General features: G+C 61.5%; 20 protein-coding genes and 1 pseudogene. 15 read left to right on the forward strand and 6 right to left on the reverse strand.

Annotated elements, in window-relative coordinates; translation table 11 throughout:
• Positions 1-105: 105 nt before the first annotated feature.
• The 11 genes and pseudogenes from ACED88_RS00990 to ACED88_RS01040 all read left to right on the forward strand — a co-directional run.
• Complete coding sequence (locus tag ACED88_RS00990; protein ID WP_449108489.1) at positions 106-612, forward strand: hypothetical protein; 507 nt, start codon at positions 106-108, stop codon at positions 610-612.
• A 124-nt stretch (positions 613-736) separates the two neighbouring features.
• Complete coding sequence (locus ACED88_RS00995; protein WP_449107814.1) at positions 737-1,177, forward strand: hypothetical protein; 441 nt, start codon at positions 737-739, stop codon at positions 1,175-1,177.
• A gap of 147 nt (positions 1,178-1,324) precedes the next feature.
• Positions 1,325-2,452: a phenylalanine--tRNA ligase subunit alpha gene (gene pheS / locus ACED88_RS01000; protein WP_449107813.1), complete on the forward strand. Its 1,128-nt coding sequence runs from the start codon at positions 1,325-1,327 to the stop codon at positions 2,450-2,452.
• Between the two features lie 3 nt (positions 2,453-2,455).
• Positions 2,456-5,008, forward strand: a complete 2,553-nt coding sequence (pheT, locus tag ACED88_RS01005) for a phenylalanine--tRNA ligase subunit beta (protein WP_449107812.1) — start codon at positions 2,456-2,458, stop codon at positions 5,006-5,008.
• A 235-nt stretch (positions 5,009-5,243) separates the two neighbouring features.
• Entirely contained in the window at positions 5,244-5,912 is a 669-nt protein-coding gene (locus tag ACED88_RS01010) for a hypothetical protein (RefSeq protein ID WP_449107811.1), read from the forward strand.
• A gap of 223 nt (positions 5,913-6,135) precedes the next feature.
• Positions 6,136-7,179, forward strand: a complete 1,044-nt coding sequence (argC, locus tag ACED88_RS01015) for an N-acetyl-gamma-glutamyl-phosphate reductase (RefSeq protein WP_449107810.1) — start codon at positions 6,136-6,138, stop codon at positions 7,177-7,179.
• Complete coding sequence (gene argJ / locus ACED88_RS01020; RefSeq protein WP_449107809.1) at positions 7,176-8,393, forward strand: bifunctional glutamate N-acetyltransferase/amino-acid acetyltransferase ArgJ; 1,218 nt, start codon at positions 7,176-7,178, stop codon at positions 8,391-8,393. The genes argC and argJ overlap by 4 nt, the downstream gene beginning before the upstream one ends.
• 13 nt (positions 8,394-8,406) lie before the next feature.
• A complete protein-coding gene (argB, locus tag ACED88_RS01025; protein ID WP_237198533.1) occupies positions 8,407-9,417 on the forward strand; it encodes an acetylglutamate kinase in 1,011 nt (336 codons plus the stop codon).
• A gap of 8 nt (positions 9,418-9,425) precedes the next feature.
• Positions 9,426-10,643 (forward strand): acetylornithine transaminase, encoded by a 1,218-nt coding sequence (locus ACED88_RS01030; protein ID WP_449107808.1) that lies wholly within the window; start codon positions 9,426-9,428, stop codon positions 10,641-10,643.
• Positions 10,644-10,762: 119 nt separating this feature from the next.
• Positions 10,763-11,719, forward strand: coding sequence for an ornithine carbamoyltransferase (gene argF, locus ACED88_RS01035; RefSeq protein WP_449107807.1), 957 nt, complete (start codon positions 10,763-10,765; stop codon positions 11,717-11,719).
• 16 nt (positions 11,720-11,735) lie between these two features.
• Positions 11,736-12,224, forward strand: a pseudogene (locus ACED88_RS01040) (arginine repressor); the annotation flags it as partial.
• Between the two features lie 116 nt (positions 12,225-12,340).
• Here ACED88_RS01040 and ACED88_RS01045 read toward each other — a convergent pair.
• Positions 12,341-12,739, reverse strand: coding sequence for an ankyrin repeat domain-containing protein (locus ACED88_RS01045; RefSeq protein ID WP_237198536.1), 399 nt, complete (start codon positions 12,737-12,739; stop codon positions 12,341-12,343).
• Between the two features lie 156 nt (positions 12,740-12,895).
• On the opposite strand from ACED88_RS01045, the gene ACED88_RS01050 reads away from it, so the two are divergent.
• Positions 12,896-14,470, forward strand: a complete 1,575-nt coding sequence (locus ACED88_RS01050) for an AMP-binding protein (protein WP_449107806.1) — start codon at positions 12,896-12,898, stop codon at positions 14,468-14,470.
• Positions 14,471-14,499: 29 nt separating this feature from the next.
• On the opposite strand, the gene ACED88_RS01055 is transcribed toward ACED88_RS01050, so the two are convergent.
• The 5 genes from ACED88_RS01055 to ACED88_RS01075 are packed head-to-tail and all read right to left on the reverse strand — an operon-like array spanning position 14,500 to position 20,038.
• Entirely contained in the window at positions 14,500-15,741 is a 1,242-nt protein-coding gene (locus ACED88_RS01055; protein WP_431464971.1) for a glycerate kinase family protein, read from the reverse strand.
• 29 nt (positions 15,742-15,770) lie between these two features.
• Entirely contained in the window at positions 15,771-17,288 is a 1,518-nt protein-coding gene (locus ACED88_RS01060) for an SLC13 family permease (protein WP_237205559.1), read from the reverse strand.
• Positions 17,285-17,947 (reverse strand): response regulator transcription factor, encoded by a 663-nt coding sequence (locus tag ACED88_RS01065; RefSeq protein ID WP_449108490.1) that lies wholly within the window; start codon positions 17,945-17,947, stop codon positions 17,285-17,287. Before ACED88_RS01065 ends, ACED88_RS01060 begins: the two co-directional genes overlap by 4 nt.
• Before the next feature lie 41 nt (positions 17,948-17,988).
• Positions 17,989-19,572, reverse strand: a complete 1,584-nt coding sequence (locus ACED88_RS01070) for a HAMP domain-containing sensor histidine kinase (RefSeq protein WP_449108491.1) — start codon at positions 19,570-19,572, stop codon at positions 17,989-17,991.
• Positions 19,565-20,038 (reverse strand): hypothetical protein, encoded by a 474-nt coding sequence (locus tag ACED88_RS01075; RefSeq protein ID WP_449108492.1) that lies wholly within the window; start codon positions 20,036-20,038, stop codon positions 19,565-19,567. Before ACED88_RS01075 ends, ACED88_RS01070 begins: the two co-directional genes overlap by 8 nt.
• A 222-nt stretch (positions 20,039-20,260) precedes the next feature.
• On the opposite strand from ACED88_RS01075, the gene ACED88_RS01080 reads away from it, so the two are divergent.
• The 3 genes from ACED88_RS01080 to ACED88_RS01090 all read left to right on the forward strand — a co-directional run bounded on the left by ACED88_RS01080 (position 20,261) and on the right by ACED88_RS01090 (position 23,586).
• Positions 20,261-21,463, forward strand: a complete 1,203-nt coding sequence (locus ACED88_RS01080; protein ID WP_237199929.1) for an argininosuccinate synthase — start codon at positions 20,261-20,263, stop codon at positions 21,461-21,463.
• Positions 21,464-21,582: 119 nt separating this feature from the next.
• Entirely contained in the window at positions 21,583-23,025 is a 1,443-nt protein-coding gene (argH, locus tag ACED88_RS01085) for an argininosuccinate lyase (protein WP_449108493.1), read from the forward strand.
• 9 nt (positions 23,026-23,034) lie between these two features.
• Entirely contained in the window at positions 23,035-23,586 is a 552-nt protein-coding gene (locus ACED88_RS01090) for an adenine phosphoribosyltransferase (protein ID WP_135011408.1), read from the forward strand.
• The last annotated feature ends 220 nt before the right edge of the window (positions 23,587-23,806 follow it).

Consider the following 23,806-nt stretch of genomic DNA (forward strand, 5'->3'; position numbering starts at 1 on the left):
GAGAAGCGTAATAGAGCCTGCCCCCAGCGAGAATGTAAGGTGTCTGACTTTTATCTCCGGTATGATGTGTAGTACGCAACATATCTTTTACATGGAGGTTTAGACATGTCACAGACACCCTACGGAACTAATGATTACTCCGCACCGAACGATACCCAGGCTATGTACATGGGCGGTCAGCCGGGGTTCGGGCAGCAGCCAGTAGCCCCCGACGCTGAGCAGAAGCACAAGCGCTCACAGACCATTCTCTTGGCTACAGCTGTTGTTTACCTGCTGGTGCAGGTGCTGGGCTACGTGCTGACACCCGAAACTATCGACGTGCTCGGCGAGACTGTGCCCACTGACCAAAACCCTGTGACCACTGTGGCGGGAACCGTTATTGGTCTGGCACTTTTTGCCCTAGTGTATTTCCTCATGGCTAAGTACAAAAAGGCCGGTCGAATCACCGGTTATGTTTTTGCCGCTCTGGGTATTCTCGGCGCAGCCTTCTCGGCCATTGGTTCACTCTACATTTCACTGATTGTCGTTGTTCTTTGTATTGTTTGGCTGGTTCTTGCCATCGTTTGGATTGTTGCGGTATCGAATAAGTCCGTTACTTCAATCCTGCGCTAGACCTTGAACTTCTAGCTGTGATGGGCCCTCCGGTTGATCCGGAGGGCCCATTTTTGTGCGCGCTTCACGGTCTTGAATCGTGAGCGGTTGCTCGTTACGCTAAAAGAAAGGAGGCTGATGATTTATGAAAGACAAAGAGAAACAGCAACTGGCTTTTAGCAGGGGAGAAGTGCCCACGGTCATCCGAGTAATGCAGGGCATGTTAGTGCTGTCGGGTATCGCTTACCTGACGCTAACGGTTACTTCCCTTGACATCAGCGGCACACGAGGAATCGTGAGTGCTGTTATTTCAATCGCCCTCACCTCCTTGTTATATATCTGGGTTATCCGCCGCACCGGCACCTGGCAAAAAGCAGGAGCCGCTAATCTGCTCGGGTTTGTCTGTACCGTCATCAGCACCGTGTCGCTTCTTTCACTTATCTGGACTATGCCCTCCGATGTAAATCCGGGAATTATGGCCTGCTTCTTGACGTGGTCTCTAGCCAACCTCACCTGGCTTGGCCTAACCTTCACCCCTGTTGCCCGTGCCTTCTTTGAACGGGTTGATGTTATTCCAGCGCCCTAACTGCCTGCTAGCGGTCATTTACCTGCGGGCAGCGTCCGCTCCTTTCCCATCGAGCGCGAGCTTGCTTCACCTTTTTGCACTAAACTATTGTCTTGATGCCCTGGGTGCGGTAAGCGCCCGAAACCCACATTGTGAAGAGAAGTGCAGATGACTGATTCTTTGCCCGAGGCGCCTGAGAACCCCACACCCTTCCAGGTGCTGGCTAATATTCGCGCCATTCTAGAAAAAGACCCCGAGAACGGTCTGGCGACCGTCCGCGAAGCCTTCACCGCCGAGTTTGAGCGGGCTCAGAAGGAAATCGCCGAGAAGACCGCTGACTTTGAAGAACTCAAGCGTGTGCGCCTGGACTTTACCGGCGAAAAGGCCGGTTTTACTCTGGCCAATAAGCAGATGCGCGATCTGCGCAAGGAGCACAAGGCTGAGGTGGGTAAGCTCATGGGCCAGGTGCGCGGACGCCTGACTAAGGCTCTTGAGGTCCGTAATGCTGAGCTGGAAGAAGAGCGTGACGCCCGTATTCTGGTTGAAGAGGCTGTGGACGTCACTGCCCACACTCCCCGCCGCCGTATTGGCGGCCGCCACCCCATCAGCGTCCTGCAGGAGCAGATGTGCGATATCTTCGTGGGCATGGGCTGGGAGATTGCCGACGGCCCCGAACTTGAGTCAGAGTGGTACAACTTTGATTCGCTGAATTTCAAGCCTGACCACCCGGCGCGTGAACTGCAGGATACCTTCTTCGTGGAGCCTACTAGCGCCCACCTGATGCTGCGCACCCACACCTCACCGGTGCAGATGCGTTCCCTGCTGTCTCGTGACCTGCCCCTGTATGTGGTCTGCCCCGGCCAGGTCTACCGCACCGATGAGCTCGATGCCACTCACACCCCGGTCTTCCACCAGATTGAGGGCCTGGCCGTCGATAAGGGTCTGACCATGGCTGACCTCAAGGGCACCCTGGAGCACATGGCCCGTGCCATGTTCGGCGAGGAGGCAAAGATTCGTCTGCGCCCCAACTACTTCCCCTTCACTGAGCCTTCGGCCGAGCTGGACGTCTGGCACCCGGACGCCAAGGGCGGCCCCCGCTGGATCGAGTGGGGCGGCTGCGGCATGGTCAACCCCAACGTGCTGCGAGCAGCCGGTGTTGACCCCGAAGTTTACTCAGGTTTCGCTTTTGGTATGGGCATCGAACGTACCCTCATGTTCCGCAATGGCGTGCAGGATATGCGCGACATGATTGAAGGCGACGTCCGTTTCTCACAGCAGTTCAAGATGGAGATCTAACCCATGCGCGTACCCCTTTCCTGGCTGCGTGAATACGCACCCGTTCCGGCCGACGCAAGCGCCGAAGATGTTATGGCTACCCTGGTCACAGTTGGCCTTGAAGAAGAAGACGTTCACCGCCCGACCGATGAGCTGACCGGCCCCATCGTGGTGGGTCAGGTGCTCTCGATGGAGCCCGAAACCCACTCCAACGGTAAAACCGTTAACTGGTGCCAGGTGCGCGTTGTGCCCGAGGGGCAGAAGCAGACCCTGACCGGTAAGGGCATTGAAGAGTCCGGCGTGCAGGGCATTATCTGCGGCGCCCACAACTTCAAGCCCGGGGATAAGGTCGTTGTCACCCTGCCCGGCGCTGTACTGCCCGGCGGCTTCGCTATTACCGCCCGCAAGACCTACGGCCACAAGTCAGCCGGTATGATCGCCTCCGTCAAGGAGCTCGGCATCGGTGAAGACCACGGCGGCATTCTGGTGCTCTCCACCCTGGGGCTTGACCCCGAGGTCGGCACCGACGCCATGGACCTGCTGGGCCTCTACGACGAAGCCGCTGAAGTCAACGTAACCCCCGACCGCGGCTACGGCTTCTCCATTCGCGGTATCGCCCGCGAATACTGCCACGCCACCGGTAACGACTTTGATGACTTCGTCCTCGACCTGGCCGCTAAGGCACCCGCTGCCAACGGCGCGGGCCTGCCCGTCACCCTGACCGACTCAGCTCCCATTCACGGTAAGGACGGCGCCACCCGCTTTGTTGCCCGCTCGGTCAGCGGCGTCGACGCAACTGCCCCCGTCCCCACCTGGATGTCCTCCCGCCTGCGCCTGGCGGGCGTCCGCTCTGTCTCCCTGCCGGTTGATATCTCCAACTACGTCATGCTCGAAACCGGCCAGCCCCTGCACTTCTACGATGCAGACAAGCTGACCGGCGGCATCACCGTGCGCCGCGCCGAAGCTGGCGAGAAGCTCACCACCCTGGATGAGAAAGAGCGCGAGCTCAACGTCGAAGACCTGCTAATTACCGACGAGTCCGGCCCCATCGGCCTGGCAGGTGTGATGGGTGGGGCTTCCACCGAGGTCTCTGACTCAACCACCCGTATCGTCATTGAGGCAGCCCGTTTCGACGAGGTCTCCATTGCCCGCACCGCCCGCCGCCACAAGCTCTCCTCTGAGGCATCCAAGCGTTTTGAGCGCGGCGTTGACCCCCAGATTCAGGCCGCTGCCGCCCAGCGCGCCGTTGACCTGCTGGTAGAGCTGGCAGGTGCAACCGTCGATGAGGGCGTGACGGACGCCGGTGGCAGCTTCGAGCCCACTGTCATCTCCCTGCCCACCGACTACACCGCAGGCCGCATTGGCATCGACTACACCGAAGAGCAGATTGTTGGCTCTCTGGAACAGATTGGCGCCAGCGTTGAGGTCGCCGAGGGGGCCTACGAGGTTACCGTGCCCTCATGGCGCACCGACCTGGGCGCCAAGGAAGATTTGACCGAGGAAGTTGCCCGCCTGGTGGGCTACGATAAGATTCCCTCGACCCTGCCCGTGGCCCCTCCCGGTCGCGGTTACACCGTCGAGCAGACCCTGCGCCGCCGGGCTCTGAACGCCCTGGCAGCATCGGGCCTGACCGAGGTCTTTGCCTACCCCTTCGTCTCTGATGAAGACAACAACCTCTGGGCGTCCCCTGTCGCCGGTGAAAAGGTGGATTCTATCCGCCTGGCTAACCCCATCTCGTCCGCCCAGGGCTGGATGCGCCGCTCCCTGCTGCCGGGCCTGACCGAGGTGCTCTCCCGCAACCTCTCCCGCGGCTTCAAGAACCTAGCCATCTACGAGACCGGCTCCGTCTTTATCCCCGGCACCCAGCTGGGGTCAGCCTCCATTCCCGGTCTGGGCGTTAAGCCTGCCGATGAGGTTCTGGCAGATTTGAACGCCGGTATTCCCGACCAGCCCCGCCACATCGCCGGTCTTTTCGCCGGTGCTGAGCACGAGGAAACCCCGGGCATTACCGCCCGTGCCTTTGACTGGCGCGATGCCCTGGACTCCGTCCTGCTGGTAGCCGATGCCGCAGGCGTGAAGCTCACCGTTGCAAACGGCGAACACCAGGCCTTCCACCCGGGCCGCACCGCCGTGCTCAAGAACGCAGCCGGTGAGGTCATCGCCTACGCCGGTGAACTGCACCCCAAGCTGCTGGCCAAGCTGAACCTGCCCGAGCGCACCAGTGCCTTCGAACTCAACTTCACCGCCCTCATCGCCCAGGCAGGCGAGGCAGTGCAGGCCACCGGTATTTCCGGCTACCCGGCAGCCAACCAGGACGTCGCCCTGATTGTGGACGCAGCAATCCCGGCTGCTGACCTTGCCGCAGCCCTGGCTGAGGGCGCCGGTGAACTGCTCGAGGACGTCCGCGTCTTCGACGACTACCGCGGCACCGGCATCGAAGAGGGCAAGAAGTCCCTGGCCTTCGCCCTGCGTTTCCGTGCCACCGACCGCACCCTGACCGCTGACGAGGCCTCCGCGGCCCGTGAAGCAGGTGTTGCCCTGGCTGCCGAACGCTTCGGCGCGGTACAGCGAGCCTAAGGCCCGCACAAACCCCAGATTCGGGTAGAGCCCGGCGGACGCGCGTCCGCCGGGCTCTTTGTCTGCGCAACTGGCCTGCCGGGCAGCCGCTTGAGCGAGGACGGGCAGTTTTCTGGGCGGCGGCGCTGAAAAGGCTGGGCGGTCGGTGAGACAGATAAGCCTTTTGGGAGCTGACGCGGTAGAATGGACTTCCGCCTTTGTATAGGCAATCACCCACAACCTCTGGAGATGCACCGTGAGCGATCAGCGCTACCTCGAAGACCACGACAACTTCGACGAAGATGACCGCACCGACGACTTCTTCACCTTCGCAGAAGAGGAAGAAGACTACGAGGAACCCCGCGGCCCGCTCGGCCCCAAGCTGGCAGCTGCCGGCATCATGATTCTCGCGTCAATCTTCGCGATTATCCTGCTGATTGGCGGTATTCGCACCTTCAACGAGGCCCGCGCTAACGAGGGCTACGAAGGTCGCTCCTGGGTGATGACCGGTACGTTTGAAAAGGTCACTAGCGACTTGCAGGGTGATAACAACGTTGCCATCTACACCGGTATTCTGCCCGATAACACCGCTATGACCGGTAAGACCTTCATCTCTGATATTGCCGACCCGGCACAGGTTAACCCGGGCTCTACCGTGGAGTTCCGCGGCTCCCAGACCGGCACCGTCAGTGCTGACTTCCCCGAGACCGTTGATGCCCTGCTGGTGCAGACTGACGATAGCCACCTGACTGTGGCCCGCACCGGTGAAGAGGGGAGCCTGGTGCCGGTGACCGAAGATACCGTTGCATCGCAGAAGCGCAGCGCCATGCTGCGTCTTGCCGGTGCGATTCTGGTCTTTGGCGCCGGTGTCGCCGGTACCTTCATGATGATCCGCAAGCGCAAGAACACCGAGATGCTCGACTAGGTTGAGCTGGTCCCCCTCACCTTCAACACCAAGGGGACCGCATTTTTAAAAAGGGACCGCACATTATGCGGTCCCTTTTTGGTTTTCAGGTCCCCTTGCGGGGGATGGGTAAGGATGGGTGGGCGGGCGGACGCGTGTGGCCGGCTTGGCGCTCGCCGGTTCACATTGCGAAACGTAGTGCATAAATATTTACTGCTATGCAAAAAAATGCAAATATAGTGCTATGACTATTACCGTAGCTGTCACAGGAGCCACCGGGTACGCCGGTGGCGAGATTTTGCGCCTACTGGCTACCCACCCCCACGTTGAGGTAAAAACCGTGGCCGCGCACTCGTCCGCAGGTTCCCGCCTGGGCGATCTCGCCCCCCACCTTCGCGCCTACGCCGACCTGGTCGTTGCCGACACCACCGCCGAGGCCCTGAGCGGGCACGATGTTGTCTTCATGGCCCTGCCCCACGGGGCCAGTGCCGAGGTCGCGGCCCAGCTGCCCGAGAACACCCTGGTCATCGACGCCGGGGCAGATCACCGCCTTGACAGCGCGGACGCCTGGGAAAAGTTCTACGGTTCTGCACACTCCGGCACCTGGCCCTACGGCCTACCCGAACTGCCCACCGCCACCGGCAAACAACGCGATAAACTCGTGGGCACCAAGCGGGTTGCGGTGCCCGGGTGCTACCCCACGGCGTCCATCCTGGCTCTAGCTCCCGGTTTTGCCGCCGGCCTGCTCGAACCCACTGATGTGGTCATCGTTGCCGCTTCAGGTACCTCAGGGGCAGGGAAGAGCCTTAAACCCCACCTGCTTTCAGCCGAAGTTATGGGCGGCATGAGCCCCTACGGGGTCGGCGGCTCCCACCGGCACACCCCCGAAATCGAAGAGAAGCTCACCCACATCGCGGGGGAGCAGGTGCAGATTTCCTTTACACCCACACTGGCCCCCATGCCCCGCGGCATCCTCGCCACCGCAACCGCGCGCGTCCGCCCCGGAGTGACCGAAGCCCAGCTCCGAGAAGCCTGGCAACAGGCCTACGCCGACGAAAAGTTCGTGCACCTGCTCCCCGAAGGGCAGTGGCCCACCACCAAGAGCGTGCAGGGCTCCAACCACGCCGAAATGCAGCTAGCCTTCGACGCACACGCCGGGCGCGTGATTGTCACCAGCGTCATCGACAACCTAGCCAAGGGCACCGCCGGCGGCGCCATCCAATCCATGAACATTGCCCTCGGGCTCCCCGAAAACGCAGGTCTGCTCCAGGAAGGACTCGCACCGTGACCGACACTATCCACCAGATCGAAGGCATCACCACCCAGGGAGTCACCTTCCCCCGCGGCTTCCGCGCCGCGGGCGTCCGCGCCGGAATTAGCGCCATCGAGGGTAAAAAGGACGTCGCTCTGGTCGTCAACGACGGGCCTGTCAAGCACGCTGCCGCCGTCTTCACCAGCAACCGTTTCGCCGCCGCCCCCGTGCTCTGGAGCCAGCAGGTTATCAGCGACGGCCGGGCCGACGCCGTCCTGCTCAACTCCGGCGGCGCTAATGCCTGCACCGGTGCCCCCGGCTTCCAAGACACGCACGCGTCCGCTGAACTCGTTGCTGACCTGCTCGGCGTCTCAGCCGGCGACGTGCTGGTGTGCTCCACCGGCCTCATCGGCGAGCGCCTGCCCATGGACAAGCTCACCGCGGGTGCAAAGGACGCCGCAGCCTCCCTGGGCGTGAGCTCCGGCTCTTCGCTGGCGGCGGCTGAAGCTATCATGACCACCGATACCGTCTCAAAGCAGGCCGCTATCGGCGTGGAAATCGAAGAGGGCGGCTCCTACCTCATCGGCGGTATGGCCAAGGGGGCAGGTATGCTCGCCCCGGGGCTGGCTACCATGCTGGTGGTCATCACCACCGACGCTCTCATCTCACCCGACAACCTCGATACCGCCCTGCGCGAGGCCGTTCGTCTGAGCTTCAACCGGGCCGACTCCGACGGCTGTATGTCCACCAACGACACCGTGATTCTGATGAGCTCCGGCGCCTCCGATATCGAGCCCGACCTGGGCATCTTCACCGAAGCCCTCACCAAAGTCTGCCAGGATCTTGCCCTGCAACTCATCGGGGACGCCGAGGGCGCCAGCCACGACATCCACGTGCGCACCCTGGGCGCCGCCAGCGAAGCGGACGCCGAAGAAGTCTCCCGGGCAGTATCCCGCTCCAACCTCTTCAAAACCGCCATCTTCGGCAACGACCCCAACTGGGGCCGCATCCTCTCCGAAGTCGGCACCACCTCAGCCACCTTCGACCCCGACAAGGTCAACGTCACCATCAACGGCGTGCAGGTCTGCACCGGCGGCGGCATCGGCCAAGACCGCTCCCTCGTTAACCTCGCTGCAGACCGCAAAGTAACCGTCGACATCGACCTGGGCGCAGGCCAGCACGAAGCCACCATCTGGACCAACGACCTCACCCACGACTACGTCCACGAAAACTCCGCCTACTCCAGCTAACCGAAAGATCCCCATGGCAGAGCAAAAAAACGCCCACGCCCGCTTCGACACCGCCCAACAAAAAGCCAAAACCCTCATGGAAGCCCTACCCTGGATCCAACAGTTCCGGGGCAAAATCATGGTCTTCAAATACGGGGGCAACGCCATGATCTCCGAAGAGCTGCGTGCCGCCTTCGCCGAAGACATGGTCTTCTTACGAACCATCGGCATCTGCCCCGTCGTCGTGCACGGCGGCGGCCCCCAAATCACCGCCATGCTCACCAAACTCGGCATCGAAAGCGAGTTCCGCGGCGGCCTGCGCTACACCACCCCCGAAGCCATGGACGTCGTCCGCATGGTACTCACCGGCCAAGTAGCCCGCGAACTCGTCTCCCTCATCAACGCCCACGGCCCCTTCGCCGTCGCCATGAGCGGCGAGGACGGCGGGCTCCTACGCGCCCGCCGCATCGGCACCGTGGTGGACGGCCAAGAAGTCGACCTCGGCCTTGTCGGTGAAGTGGTCGGCGTGAACACCACCGCCATCATGTCCATGATCCAGGCCGGCAAAATCCCCGTCATCTCCTCCGTCGCCCCCGAAATGCACGACCCCGAAAAGTACCCCGAACACAACCACGGGCTTGCCGGGCTCACCGGAGAAATCCTCAACGTCAACGCAGATACCGCCGCCGCAGCCGTCGCCGCCGCCCTCGGAGCCGAAAAACTCGTCGTCCTCACCGACGTCGAAGGCCTCTACGCCAACTGGCCCGACAAAGACTCCCTCATCTCATCCCTCACCGTCAGCGAACTACGCGAGATGCTCCCCAGCCTAGTCTCCGGCATGATCCCCAAAATGAGCGCCTGCCTGCAGGCGGTAGAGCAGGGCGTGCCCAGAGCCTCTATCGTCGATGGCCGCCTGGCCCACTCGCCCCTACTTGAAATCTTTACCGACCGCGGTATCGGCACCCAGCTCACTCCCGACGATGTGGACGACACCCCCTGGCACCACCCGGCCCCTGACTTCCAGGTCAAGCCGGTGACTTATTAGGACTACCCATGACACAAGAAAACCTCCTAGCCGACTACCGGAACGACCTCCTGGGGGTCTTTGGCGACCCCTCCCTGGTGCTGGTCTCTGGGCAGGGCTCACGCGTGGCGGACGCCGACGGGACCACCTACCTTGACCTACTCGGCGGTATCGCCGTCAACGCTCTCGGCCATGCCCACCCCGCCTGGGTAAAAGCCGTCAGCGAGCAGGCCGCAACCCTAGCCCACGTCTCAAACTTCTTCACCACACCCCAACAGATTGCTCTGGCCCACCGCCTGCTGGGCTACCTGGGCACCGAGTCGGGCCGCGTCTTCTTCTGCAACTCCGGCACCGAAGCCAACGAAGCTGCCTATAAACTTGCCCGCCGCCACTGCAACCTCCACGGCAAAGGCACCATCCTAGCTCTGGACCACGGCTTCCACGGGCGCACCATCGGTGCCCTGTCCCTCACCTGGAAACCCGCCTACCGCCAGCCCTTCGAACCCCTCCCCACCGGCATCAAACACATTCCGGCAACCCTCGAAGCCCTGGAAGAAAACCTCACCGATGATGTCGCGGCCCTTATCGTTGAACCCATCCAGGGGGAAGCTGGCGTCCTGCCCCTGCCCGCAGGTTACCTCACCCGCGCCCGCGAACTCACCCGTGCTCGCGGTGCCCTGCTCATCGTGGACGAAGTCCAAACCGGCATGGGTCGTACCGGCCGCTGGTACGAACACTCCCGTGAACTAACCGGCGACAACCTGCCCGACGCCATCACCCTCGCCAAGGGGCTGGGTGGAGGCTTCCCCATTGGCGCCATGATCGTGGTCGGCGACGACAATGTCCGCACCCTCGAAGCAGGCATGCACGGCACAACCTTCGGCGGCAACCCCCTGGCCACCGCAGCAGCCACCGCAACCCTCGAAACCATCGAAGCTGAGCACCTCCTCGACTCCGCCGCCCAACGCGGCTCAACCTTCAGGGCCGCTATCGAAGAAGTAGACGGCGTGGCAGAAACCAGGGGAGCGGGCCTGCTTATCGGCATCGTCCTCACCGACGACACTACCGACTCTGGCGCGCCCCTGGCACCAGCCTTCGTGACCGCCGCCCGGGCAGCCGGCTTCATCGTCAACGCCCCGGACACCCGCACCGTCCGTATCGCCCCCGCCCTCACCATCACCGACGCAGAACTAGCAGAGTTCACCGCTGCCTTCCCCGTGGTTCTGGCTGAGGCGCGACAGCAGTAGATGCACGCTGCGGACGCCCTGTACCTCTATCCATCTATTCACATACTGCATAACTATCAGTAACTATGCATATAATGAAAGGTCAGCTGAAACGCTGCCCCTACCCCTAGGAGAAAACCGTGGTCCGCCACTTCCTCAAAGACACCGACCTCACCCCCGCCGAGCAGGCGCAGGTGCTCGATTTGGCTGCCTCCATGAAGGCGGACCGCTACGGCTACAAGCCCCTGGCTGGTCCCCAGACCGCAGCCGTCATCTTTGATAAAACCTCGACCCGCACCCGCTTCTCCTTCCACGCAGGTATCGCAGAACTCGGCGGCAACCCCCTGATCGTCAACCCCGGCGAAGCCCAGCTTGGACATAAGGAAACCATCTCAGATACCGCCAAGGTCATCTCCCGTATGGTCTCCACTATCGTCTGGCGCACCTACGCCCAGGCGGGGCTCGAAGAGATGGCTGAGCACTCCCGCGTGCCCGTCATTAACGCCCTCTCCGATGACTACCACCCCTGCCAGATTCTCGCCGACCTGCTCACCATCCGCGAGCACAAGGGCAAGCTGGCCGGCCTCACCATGGTTTACCTGGGCGATGCCGCCAATAACATGGCTAACTCCTACCTGCTCGGTGGCGCCACCGCGGGCATGCACGTTCGTATCGCTGGCCCCGAGGGTTACCTTCCCGCCGACTCCATCGTCGCAGAAGCCCAGCAGCGAGCAGCCGAAACGGGCGGCTCAATCCTGGTCACCACCGACCCCGACCAGGCCCTGGCCGGCGCTGACGTCGTCATCACCGACACCTGGGTCTCCATGGGCCAAGAGGACGAAAAGGAAGCCCGCGCCCAAGTATTCAAGCCCTACACCGTCAACACCGAGGCTATGAATAGGGCTGATTCCAACGCTATCTTCCTCCACTGCCTTCCCGCCTACCGCGGCTACGAAGTCACCGCCGATGTCATCGACGGGCCCGCCTCCGTCGTCTTCGACGAAGCAGAAAACCGCCTCCACGCCCAAAAAGCCCTCATGGCCTTCCTGCTCGCCGAGTCCAACCTAGCCACCGACGTCCGCACAGCCCTTAGCTAAACCGACCAGAAAAAGAGAAGAAACAATGGCGATTCCCTCCACCAAAACCGCGCGGCAAGCCCGCATCATCGAGGTGCTCCAAACCCACCGCGTGCGCTCGCAGGCCGAACTAGCCCAGCTGCTCACCGACGACGGGCTCAAAGTCACCCAGGCGACCCTCTCCCGTGACCTGGTGGAAATCGGGGCCGAGCGCGTGCGCGACGAAAAGTCGGGGCTGATCTACGCCGTGCCTAACCACCCCGTCCGTCGTAGTACCCAGGAAGGCCCCGATGCCCGCCTTGTTTCCCTCTTCAAAGAACTGCTCGTGACCGCCGAGGCCTCAGCCAACCTGGTCATCCTGCGTACCCCGCCGGGAGCCGCCCAGTTCCTCGCTTCAGCTATTGACCAGGCAGGGCTAGAGCCCCTGCTGGGATCCATCGCGGGCGACGACACCGTCATGGTCATTACCCGCGACCCCAACGGCGGTGAAAAGGTCGCTTCCCTCTTCCTGGAGTGGGCGGCCTAACCCCGCTGGGCAGGCACCGCACACCACAGTTAAGCCCCGGTCTTCATCGTCGAAGACCGGGGCTGAATTAACGGGGTGGGCGTAGGTAAACCCGGTAGTGATACCGGTCTAACCCATTACCCCTCAAAAAGTTTCTTTATCTCGTCAAGGTCGAAGAACTCTGCCACATCAGCGGGAGTTTGCGACCCCAGGGTTTCGTCGGCGCCAGCATCGAGAAGCATGCGGGCAATCGGAAGGTTGTTACGGAAAGTAGCGCAGACAAGGGCGGTCTGGCCCCGCTCATTGAGACGGTCAAGGTCGGCCCCCTCATTGATCAGGAGCTGAACCATGTCAGCGTGTTCGTGATAAGCGGCCAAAATGAGCAGGGTATCGCCCTTGGCGTTGGTGAGGTCAACAGGTACGCCCTGGTCAAACAGCGATTTGAGGGCTACCGGCTTGTTGTCACGTGCCAGGTCGAACACCGAGTTAAGGAAGTCGATGTCCTGCTCGGTCAGGCTATGGTTCACATCTGTCATACTTTCACTTTCTCAAAAAGTGAGGCACGTTAGCAACCCTGTCTAGACCACCCTACAGCTCATGCCCGCCTTATTTATAACTTTTGTTCAGAAGTTTTGAGGTAGAAGGTGTGAAAGAATGGGCAGGGCTAGCTAGGCTCGAAGAAAGGCAGACCTGTGGATACCAAAGACGCTGACCAGACTCTCGTCGCATCGCCTCAGCACAATATTGCAGCCCTACTTTCGGAGCGGGCAGATGATGATTCCCTAGCCTTAACCTGGGCGGGTGGAACCTTTACCTACCGTCAGCTGAACCTGCTGACGGCTTCTGCTCGTGAATGGCTCCTTCATCGCGGTGTTGAGACCGGCGACCGGGTTGCGCTGGCGCTACCCAACGTACCGGCTATGGTGGGCCTTTACTACGGTGCCTTGTCGCTGGGAGCGATTGTGGTGCCCATGCACCCGCTCCTATCAGCCCGCGAAGCGGCTTATCAGGTTCAGGACGCCGGTGCGCGGCTTTTGGTGGCAGCGGCTGGGACCCGGGTTGGGCAGGAACTAGACCAGGTATCTGCTGAGGTAGGAGCTTCGCTGCGCATCGAGTCTATAGCGCCCGAGGAAACCTTCGAGGTAGATACTCCCACCTTGGGCTCTTGGGCTCCGCAGGCGGTCGCCGGGGATGACCCTGCTGTTATCCTCTACACCTCAGGTACAACAGGTGCTCCTAAGGGCGCTACCTTGACCCATACCAATATGCTGTCGAACGCTAGAACCTGCGTTGACGTTTTTGGCTTCACCGCAGACGACGTTATCTTCGGTGGCCTCCCTCTGTTCCATGCCTTTGGGCAGACCGTATCGATGAATGCGGTACTCGCAGCGGGCGCCGCCATTGCCCTGCTCCCGCGCTTCACCCCGGGTGGGGCAGCCCAGCTGTGCGCCACTGTCGGAGTTACGGTGTTTGCTGCAGTTCCCACCATGTACAGTGCCCTGGCTACCTATCTGGGCACCGACCCTGCTTTGACCGACCAGCTGCGGGGGTGTATCCGCTTCGGCATATCGGGCGGGGCTGCCCTGCCCGCCTCCGTCCACGCTGATATTGAGCGTCTGGTGGCCTTCCCCATCTACGAGGGGTACGGGCTGAGCGAAACTGCACCCGTTGTGTCCTTCAACCGGGCTGAATACGGCCTGGTCATTGGTTCTGTCGGCAGGGCCCTACCCGGGGTAGACGTGAAAGTGGTCGATAGGCAGGGCCAGTCGCTGGCTACCGGTGAAGCTGGCGAACTGTGGGTGGCTGGGCCCAACGTCATGGCCGGGTACTGGGGCCGCCCCGAAGCGAGCACCGAGGTGCTCAAAGGCCGCTGGTTTGCCACCGGTGATGTGGCCCGGTTCGATGAGGCGGGAAATATCTTTATCGTTGACCGCCTCAAAGACATGATCTTGCGTAACGGCAACAGCGTCTACCCGCGGGAAATTGAGGACGTCCTCTACACCCACCCCGCTGTCCAGCTGGCAGCCGTGGTGGGGCAGCCCTCTGAGACCGTGGGCGAAGAAATTGTGGCGGTAGTGGTGCCGCGCGAACCCCTGGACGCTTCGCAGCAGGCTGAGCTGACCGCGTCCCTCGATCAGCTGGCCCGCCGGGAACTTGCCGCCTACAAGTACCCGCGTCGCTATGTTTTCAAAGAGGAGCTGCCGCTGGGGCCCACCGGCAAAATCTTGAAGCGGGTACTGGCAGAGGCCCTCACCCAGGAAGCCTAGGGGAGAGCCTCTACCGTTCACCCGTTAGGTTAGGCGGCGGCCAGCTGCGCCCGGCGGGACTGCATGGACGCCGAGAGCGAAGCACCCAGCAGAATCATGCGGAAGGTGCGCTCTGCCGAGTCGGTCAGCAGCTCTTCACCGTTGACCAGGGCATCTTCAAGGTCCATGGGCAGGGGGATAATCGAGGCGAAAGCGTCGATGCCGGCATCGTGCACGCGGTAGGCCTTCTTACCGATAGAGCCAGCCAGCGCGAGTACCGGGGCGCCCGAACCCTGGGCGCGGGCGGCGATTTCTGCAGGAACCTTGCCCTTGGGGGTCTGGAAGTCGATAGCGCCTTCTGCGGTAACGACCAGGTCAGCGTGGCGGATTTCTTCATCAAGGTTGATGCCGGCCAGGCCGGAGTCGATGAGGGCCTCAAAGCGCGGGGTAAGCTCAGCACCGATGAAAGCCAGCCCTGCCCCCAGACCGCCGGAAGCGCCGGTGCCTGCGCCGGTGTGGAAGTCCATGTGCAGCTTGCCGTCGGTCATGGCCTCGTAGGTCTCTTCCAGCAGGTTGGCCCAGTGGGTTAAGGCCGCATCCAGCTGTTCAACCTGCTCGGGGGTTGCCCCCTTCTGGGGGCCAAAGACGCGGGCAACGCCCTTGGGGCCGGTCAGGATGTTGTGCTGGTTGAGAGCCAGGACGATGCGTACCTGGGAAAGGCGGGGGTGTAGACCGGAGTAGTCGATGGACGCAGCCTCGGTCAGGTGGGCGCCGCCCAGGGGGATTTCTTCTCCGGCCTCGTTGAGAATACGGGCACCCAGTGCTGAGAGGGCACCGGCACCGCCGTCTGAGGTGCCTGAGTCGCCGCAGCCTACCAGTACGGTGTGTACGTCTTCGTTATCGAGTGCCGCAGCAATGAGCTGCCCCACTCCGTAGGTGGTGGTTTCAGCGGGGTTACGCAGATCCTTAGGTACCAGGGAGAGCCCTGCGGCCGCTGCCATTTCAACGACCGCGACGCCGTCCTGAGCTCCGCCGAGCAGGGCGTAGTGGGAACGAACCTGCTGGCCTACCGGGCCGGTGACCTTGGTGTGTACGAGCTTGCCGCCGGTGGAGCCAGCCAGCATCTTTGCGGTGCCTTCGCCGCCGTCGGGAATCGGCATGGTCACGGTGTTGACGCCGGGAATGACGCGGCGGATACCGGAAGCAATGGCGTCCGCTACAACATCAGCTTCGAGAGAGCCCTTGAAACCGGAAGGGGCGATTAGAATACGCTGGGGAATGGACATGGTCATGGTGTTTCTCCTTGTAAAGGTGTGGTGATTTAGAGGTAGAGCGGCAGACCCAGGGCCGGCCAGATGAAGAAGGCGAAGCCGGCAATGAGCGCTGCGTGGAGCGGTGCCAGCCAGGCCGAAAGCTTGAGAAGGTCGGACGGGGTGTAGGTGGGGCGGCCGTCAATGGTGGCAAAGAGGGCTACCGGCTTAGCGCTGGAAGTTAGCGTGTGGCAGAAGCCTGCGGCTGCGGTTGAGATAAAGGCGGCTGCTACCGGGTTGACCCCCAGGGGGATGGCGGCGGTGATAATCAGGGGGACGAGCACAGCCGAACGGGCAGAGCGGGACTGAATCACCAGGTGAGCCACCGTTGAGAGGGCAATGACGAGAAGTACAAAGGCCGCTGCGCCGCTGCGTCCTAGCCCCGAAACCGGGGCGAAGATTGACTCTGCCAGCCAGGTCGCTGCCCCCGATTCCGAGAGAGCGGTACCAATGGCCAGGGTTGTGGCCATGAAGATGAGCATGGGCCAGGGAGCCTTTTTGAGAGCAGCAGCCAGCTTGACCGAACCGAAACGGGGAGCGCTGGCAGCCAGCGCGCCGAGCACGGCCACAATTACCGGGTCTACCCCGTGAAAGGACTCTGTGCACCAGAGCAGAATTGCAATGCCGAGTACCAGGGCTATGTTTTTCTCTGCCTGGGTGAGGGAGCCTCGTACAGGAGTGCTGCCTTCGGTTTCAAAGTCTGCCAGGTCGATATGGAGTTTTGCCGGGGCGTCATCGCGGGTGGGGAAGAGGATGAAGACCAGCTCGGTGACCAGGAGTGAGGCAAGCAGGCCTAGACCCGAGCCCAGAATGATCCATTCGAGGAAGCCGATGGTTTCTAGCCCGTAGGCCACCAGGATTTCGGCGGTGACCAGGTGGGCACCTGCACCGATAAACGAGGCAACCGCTGAGACCAGGATGGTGGAGGGCGCTAGGATTCCCAGGGCCTTGACCAGCTTGGGGCGGTCGGGCATAGCTTCTGCCATGGCCAGGTAGATGGGCAGGGCGAGGGCTGCTCGGCCTGAAGGTGAGGGGACTAGGTAGACGGTCAGAAAGAGGGCTAGGTTGTAGAGGTGGGCGAGCTGGCGCGGGGTGCGGGCCAGGGCTACAAGTCGGGCGGTGAGACGGCGGGTGAGACCTGAGGCGGTCAGAGCCTGGGCCATCACCACAGCTGCCACCAGCAACCAGACAGCCGAAGTGCCCAGTGAAGCGGTGAACTGGTCGGTGCTGATAATGCCGGTCAGCACCAGAGCTACCGCAGCTGCGAGTGAGACGTAGGTGTCTGACAGCGGACTGAACACCCAGGCCCAGATTGCCAGGATGAAGATGGCAAGGGTGAGGGCGCCCTCAAGGGAGAGCTCGGTGGAGGTCATCCCGGTGACGGTAGTAGCACCGATGAGGAGCACCGCAACGAAGAACGAGATGAGTAGCTTACCGGTGATAAAACTGGGCTTGACGATGGTCAGCGGCGCGGTATCTACTGCCGGTTCGTGGGCAGGTGCATTGGTTGATGAATATAGAAGTTTCATACGAATCGGTACCCTGCCCCTCGGACGGTGGCGATATAGTCATCACCAATTTTTTTGCGGAGTGCGCGAATGTAGACGTCGACGATGTTGGAGTTAGGGTCAAAGTCCATGCCCCACACCTGGCCCAGGAGCTGCTCGCGCGAGAGCACCTGGTTCTTGTGCCTCATAAAGGTCTCGAGCAGGGCGAATTCACGGCTGGTGAGTTCAGCGATAGTGCCGTTGACGGTGACCTGGCGGGTCAGCACGTTGAGCTCAAGGTTGCGGTGGGCCAGGGTGGACGCGCTGCTTTCTTCGCGGTTGGTGTCGAGCAAGCGCAGACGGATGCGGGCTAAGAGCTCAGCGAACTGGAAGGGCTTGGTCATGTAGTCGTTGGCGCCGTTCTCAAGGCCTTCGAGGGTATCTGAGACAGAGTCGCGGGCGGTCAACATAATGATGGGGGTGGTGATGCCTTCGGCCCGCAAGGACTTCATGATGGTAAAACCGTCCATACCGGGAAGCCCTACATCGAGAATGATCAGGTCGAAGTCACTGACCTTGGCCAGGGCGTAGGCTGAGCGGCCTTCGTCGATCAGGGTTGAGGTGTAGCCGGCTGACTTGAGGCCCTTGACGATGAAGGACGAGATACGCGGGTCATCTTCAACGATCAGGATATGGCTCATAGCGGTGCTTCTTTCTGATGGTACGGTCTGGTGTAAACGTTTTATTTGGTCCAGCTGGGGTAGCGCACGCTGGAGACGCTATCTGCTAGGGCATCGGTGTCGTCCTTACCGCTATCCGCTGCGGCAGCTGCTGGCAGGGTGATGCCGAAGATAGCGCCGATACCGTCGTCCGGCTGGGCAATCCAGACGGAGCCTTCGTGGGCTTCTGCGATGGAGCGGACGATGGCCAACCCCAGCCCGGCACCCACGGAGTGCTTTTTAGCGGTGGCAGGGTTTTTGGCGTTATTGCGCTTGAATCGTTCGAAGAGGGTTGCGGCGTCTTCTTCGCTGACGCCGGGGCCCTGATCTCGTACCCAGAGCTTGAGCTCGCGGTGGGAACCTGCTCCCTCAAAGGCTGAGCCGATAGAGATGGTGGTTCCTTCGGGGGAGTACTGGGCTGCGTTGGCGCAGAGCTGGACGAGAGCCTGGGTGATGCGCTGTTCATCCAGGTCAACTTCACCTTCTGCGATGTCGGCCATCATCCAGCGGTGGTCGGTAAAGGCCTGTACCTTCGAGTCGAGGGTAATCATCAGGTCGGCGACGTCTACCGGGTGCGGTGAGACAAAGTCAGGACGCTCGGACTTGGCGAGGGTGAGCAGGTCAGCGACGATACGACCCATGCGTTCTAGCTCATCGTCGACCAGCTGCAGGGTTTGGTCCTGTTCTTCGGTGCGGTCCATGAGCTCAAGGTGACCACGCACGATGGTGATGGGGGTACGCAGCTCGTGGCTGACGTCGTCCATAAACTGGCGTTCAATCATGGCTGACTCCTCCAATCTGTCGAGCATCTGGTTAAAGGTGCGGCCCATGGCGGCCACGTCGTCATCGCCTTTGACGGCGACTCGACCTGAAAAGTTTTTATCGTTGATGGCTTGGGCTACGGTGCGAAGGCTGCGGATGGGCTTGGTGATGCGGCCTGCGACCAGCCAGGCAATGACCAGGGTGGCTACCAGTCCGCCGAGGCCTACCCAGATCATGGTGACGATGGTGTGCTGTACAGCATCGAGCTCAGGCTGGATATATTCCACAACGATCAGGTGCCCGGTTTGGGTCCCAGCATCGGTGTTGAGACTGACGTGAACTTTGCCCCAGTGCACCGGGCCTGCCGGGGTCTGCTCAATCCCCGACGTCCGCTCATACCCTGTGATGAGGGCTAGTAGGTCTTGGTCCTGGTGGAGCCTGTAGCCGGTTGCTTCGGCGTAGTCCTGTTGCTCTTCGATAAAGATGACCTGGTTGCCGGTCACACCGATCAGCTGTTCTGAGTAGCCGGTGAACTGGCGGGACACAAAGGCTGTGAGCATCTGGTCCAGGTCTTCAAAGGGGGCAGCGGTGGTGGGGTCTACCCCGAGTTCAGCGAAGGTGCGGAATTCTGAGATTTCGCTTTCGGTGCTTGCAACAGCATTTGTGCCTACTTCGCTGATGAGGATCTCCCGAACCGTGAAGATGAGACCGGTGATGATGAAGGCAGTCACCAAAACCATCCAGGCTACGATGCGAAGCCGTACTGAGCCTGTGCGTTGGTCCTTAGTGCGGGTTGCACGGTCGGTGCGGAGCTTGGATCGCAGCTTGGTGAGAGGGCTAGTCATCGTCGCCATCGTCATCGACCTCGTAGTCATCATCAAAGTCGTCATCGTCGGCAGGCGCTGGGGCAGGTGCCGGTGCCTGCTCAACCACGACGGGAGCCGGAGCGGGTGCCGGTGCTTGCTCGACAACAACGGGTGCCTGTTCTACCACGACGGGTGCCGGGGCTTCAATGACAACTGGTGCCTGCTCAACCTCTGCAGGAGCCTCTTCTACAACGGGCGCTTCAGCCGGAGTTGACTCTTCAGTTGCCTGTTCCGCAGTGGGCTCAGGGCTGGGGCTCTCGCTTGTCGCTGACGGCGAGGGGCTAGCAGAGGCGGACGCTGACGAGCTGGGGGAGGTAGTGCGGTCGAGGACGATGGGGTCTACCTCATCGCCGAGCTGGCCTCGAAAGCTCATCAGCAGAGCGAGAGCGGCGACCATTCCAACAGCTGCTAGAAGCAGGATTCCGAACATGTATTTCTTGAGCATGTTTCTAGTGTGTCAGTCATCTTTAAAAGTTCTGTGAGTATTCCATTAAGGTTTTTTCATTTTGGGGTGCGCGTTTCTCTTGCCGGTTTTGTAACGGCGCGCGATGATAGTAGCGCGTATCACTGGCCGATACGTTTTGCATAATTATGTCTGAGTGTGCATAATTATTTATAGAACCTGCGGGGACCTCCCGCCCCTGAACGTAATATCTCAAGGAGCACCATGAAAGAGCGCATCGTCCTGGCCTACTCAGGCGGTCTAGATACCTCAGTTGCCATCGGCTGGATTGGCGAAGCAACCGGCGCAGAAGTTATTGCCGTTGCCGTTGACGTAGGGCAGGGCGGCGAGGACCTCGAGACCATCCGCCAGCGCGCCCTCGACTGCGGTGCCGTTGAAGCCTACGTGGCAGATGCCCGCGATGAATTCGCCAACGAGTACTGCATGCCCGCTCTCAAGGCCAACGCCCTCTACATGGACGCCTACCCCCTGGTATCGGCTGTGTCCCGCCCCGTCATCACCAAGCACCTGGTAGCAGCAGCCAAGCAGTTCGGCGCCACCACCGTTGCCCACGGCTGCACCGGCAAGGGCAACGACCAGGTCCGCTTTGAGGTTGGCATCCAGACCCTGGGCCCCGAGCTCAAGTGCATCGCCCCCGTGCGTGACCTGGCCCTGACCCGCGAGAAGGCCATCGACTACGCAGAAAAGAACAACCTGCCGATCGTCACCACCAAGAAGAACCCCTTCTCCATCGACCAGAACGTCTGGGGCCGCGCTGTTGAGACCGGCTTCCTTGAAGACATCTGGAATGCCCCCACCAAGGACGTCTACGACTACACCGACGACCCCACCTTCGCTCCCACCCCCGACACCGTCGTCATCTCCTTCAAGGAAGGCGTCCCTGTTGCTATCGACGGCCAGGCAGTTACCCCGCTTGAAGCTATCGAGATTATGAACCGCCGCGCAGGTGCCCAGGGTATCGGCCGCATCGATATCGTTGAAGACCGCTTGGTCGGCATTAAGTCCCGCGAAATCTACGAGGCCCCCGGCGCAATGGCTCTCATGGCTGCCCACAAGGAACTCGAAAACGTCACCATCGAGCGCGAGCAGGCCCGCTTCAAGAAGATTGTCGGCCAGCGCTGGACCGAACTGGTCTACGACGGCCAGTGGTTCTCACCGCTGAAGAAGTCCCTGGACGCCTTCATCAACGACACCCAGAAGATGGTCAACGGCGATATCCGCATGGACCTGCACGGCGGCCGCGCCGTTGTTACCGGCCGTAAGTCAGAGACCTCCCTCTACGACTTCAACCTGGCCACCTACGATGAGGGCGACACCTTCGATCAGTCCATGGCCCGCGGCTTCATTGAGCTGTTCGGCATGTCCTCCAAGGTCGCTTCAGCCCGCGACCAGCGCCTGGGCCTCTAAAACTAGCCCCGCTTCAGCCGCCCAACCCCGCGCGTCCTTACCCCACGAGAAGGTAAGGACGCCGGCGGGCGGCTTTGCCGTACCCCGCACGATTTTCCCAACCCCGCAAAGGTAACAACATGTCAGCTGAAAAGCACGGTACCAACGACGGCGCCCTCTGGGGCGGCCGCTTCGCAGGTGGCCCCTCTGAGGCTCTTGCCGCCCTGTCGAAGTCAACCCAGTTCGACTGGCGTCTAGCGCCCTACGATATTGCAGGCTCCCGTGCCCACGCCCGTGTGCTGGCTAAGGCCGGTCTGCTGACCAACGATGAGCTGACCGGCATGATTGCAGCCCTCGACCAGCTTGAAGCCGACGTCCGTTCTGGCGCCTACACCCCGGCGGAGTCGGACGAGGACGTCCACGGCTCCCTCGAAAAGGGCCTCATCGAACGTGCCGGTGCTGACCTGGGCGGTAAGCTGCGCGCTGGCCGTTCCCGCAATGACCAGATTGCCACCTTAGGCCGAATGTACCTACGTGACCACGCCTCCATCATTGCTCAGGGCGTCATGGATACCATCGATGCCCTCATCGCCCAGTCCGAGGCCCACCCTTACGCCCCCATGCCCGGCCGCACCCACCTGCAGCACGCCCAGCCCGTCCTGCTCTCCCACCAGCTCCTGGCCCACGCCTGGGCTCTTGCCCGCGATCTGGATCGCCTGATTGACTGGGACAAGCGCGCCGCTGTCTCCCCCTACGGCTCCGGGGCGCTCGCGGGCTCTTCACTGGGGCTAGACCCCGAAGCTGTAGCCGCTGACCTGGGCTTCAACTCTGCAACCCACAACTCTATCGACGGCACCGCCTCTCGCGATGTCTACGCCGAGTTCGCCTGGATTGCCGCCATGATCTCGGTAGACCTCTCCCGCATCTCTGAAGAGGTTATTCTCTGGGCAACCAAAGAATTCTCCTTCGTAACCCTGCATGACTCCTTCTCCACCGGCTCATCGATTATGCCGCAGAAGAAGAACCCCGATATCGCTGAGCTTGCCCGCGGTAAGGCCGGCCGCCTGATCGGTGACCTCACCGGCCTGCTTGCAACCCTGAAGGCCCTGCCCCTGGCCTACAACCGCGACCTGCAGGAAGATAAGGAACCGGTCTTTGATGCCATCGACCAGCTTGAAGTTCTGTTGCCCGCTGTCTCCGGCATGATTGCCACCCTCACCTTCAACACCGACCGTCTGGCTGAGCTGGCTCCCCAGGGCTTTGCCCTGGCGACGGACGTTGCCGAGTGGCTGGTGCGCGAGGGCGTGCCCTTCCGCGTGGCCCACGAGCTGGCCGGTGAAGCTGTGCGCGTCTGCGAAGAAAAGGACTGCGAGCTGTGGGATCTGACCGACGAGGATTACCTGGCGATCTCACCTGCCCTGCACGCGGGCGTCCGCGAAGTGCTCACCGTTGAGGGGTCTTTGAACTCCCGCAGCGCCCAGGGCGGCACCGCCCCGTCCGCTGTGGCTGCCCAGCTGGAAGCGCTCAAGAGTGAGCTAGAACCTGCGCGTGCTTTCGCGGCCCGCCCCCAGGTCATCAGCTAGGCTAAAAGCATGATTAAGCCCGTTGATTCTTCCCTGCCCCTTGAGGAGCAGATTCCCGCTGCCTGCGCGCAGATTCAGGACTACCCCAAGGAAGGCATCCTCTTCTACGACGTAACTACCCTGTTTGCTAACCCGCAGGTCTTCCGGGCGTCGATGGAAGAGCTCGCCCAGCGTTTTGAGGGTCAGTTCGATATCGTAGCTGGCGTTGAGGCGCGCGGCTTTCTGATGGCTTCGGCTATCGCCTACATTGCCGGTACCGGCGTCATGACCGTGCGTAAGGCTGGTAAGCTGCCTCGCGATACCTACATGAAGGAATACTCCCTCGAATACGGTCAGGCCGCGATTGAGATTCACAAGGACGACATCCCGGCAGGTTCCCGCGTGCTGATTGTGGATGACCTTCTGGCTACCGGCGGCACCCTTGAGGCAGCCACCCACCTGATGGAAATGGCTGACCTGAAGGTCGCCGGCATCGGCGTGCTCCTGGAGCTTGAGGGCCTGGGCGGACGCGAGATCCTGGCTGGCCACCGCCTGGAGGCTCTGTCTCTGGTCGCGGAATAGAGACTGTCCCGCTCATAGTGCCCCGGTTTTTGTGCATGTACCCCGGTTTTTACCTGGGGTGAATGCACGAAAACCGGGGTTTTTAGATGATTCCGTAAACTTAATTCTAAAGACCTATTTACCTTGTCGTGGCTGGCAGCCATTGAGGCTTATTCAAAAGTAGACACGCACCCCACACCCACCAACTAGACAACGGCCCCACCCGCGGCAAAAATATGAG

Source organism: Rothia sp. 11273D007AR, assembly GCF_053547255.1.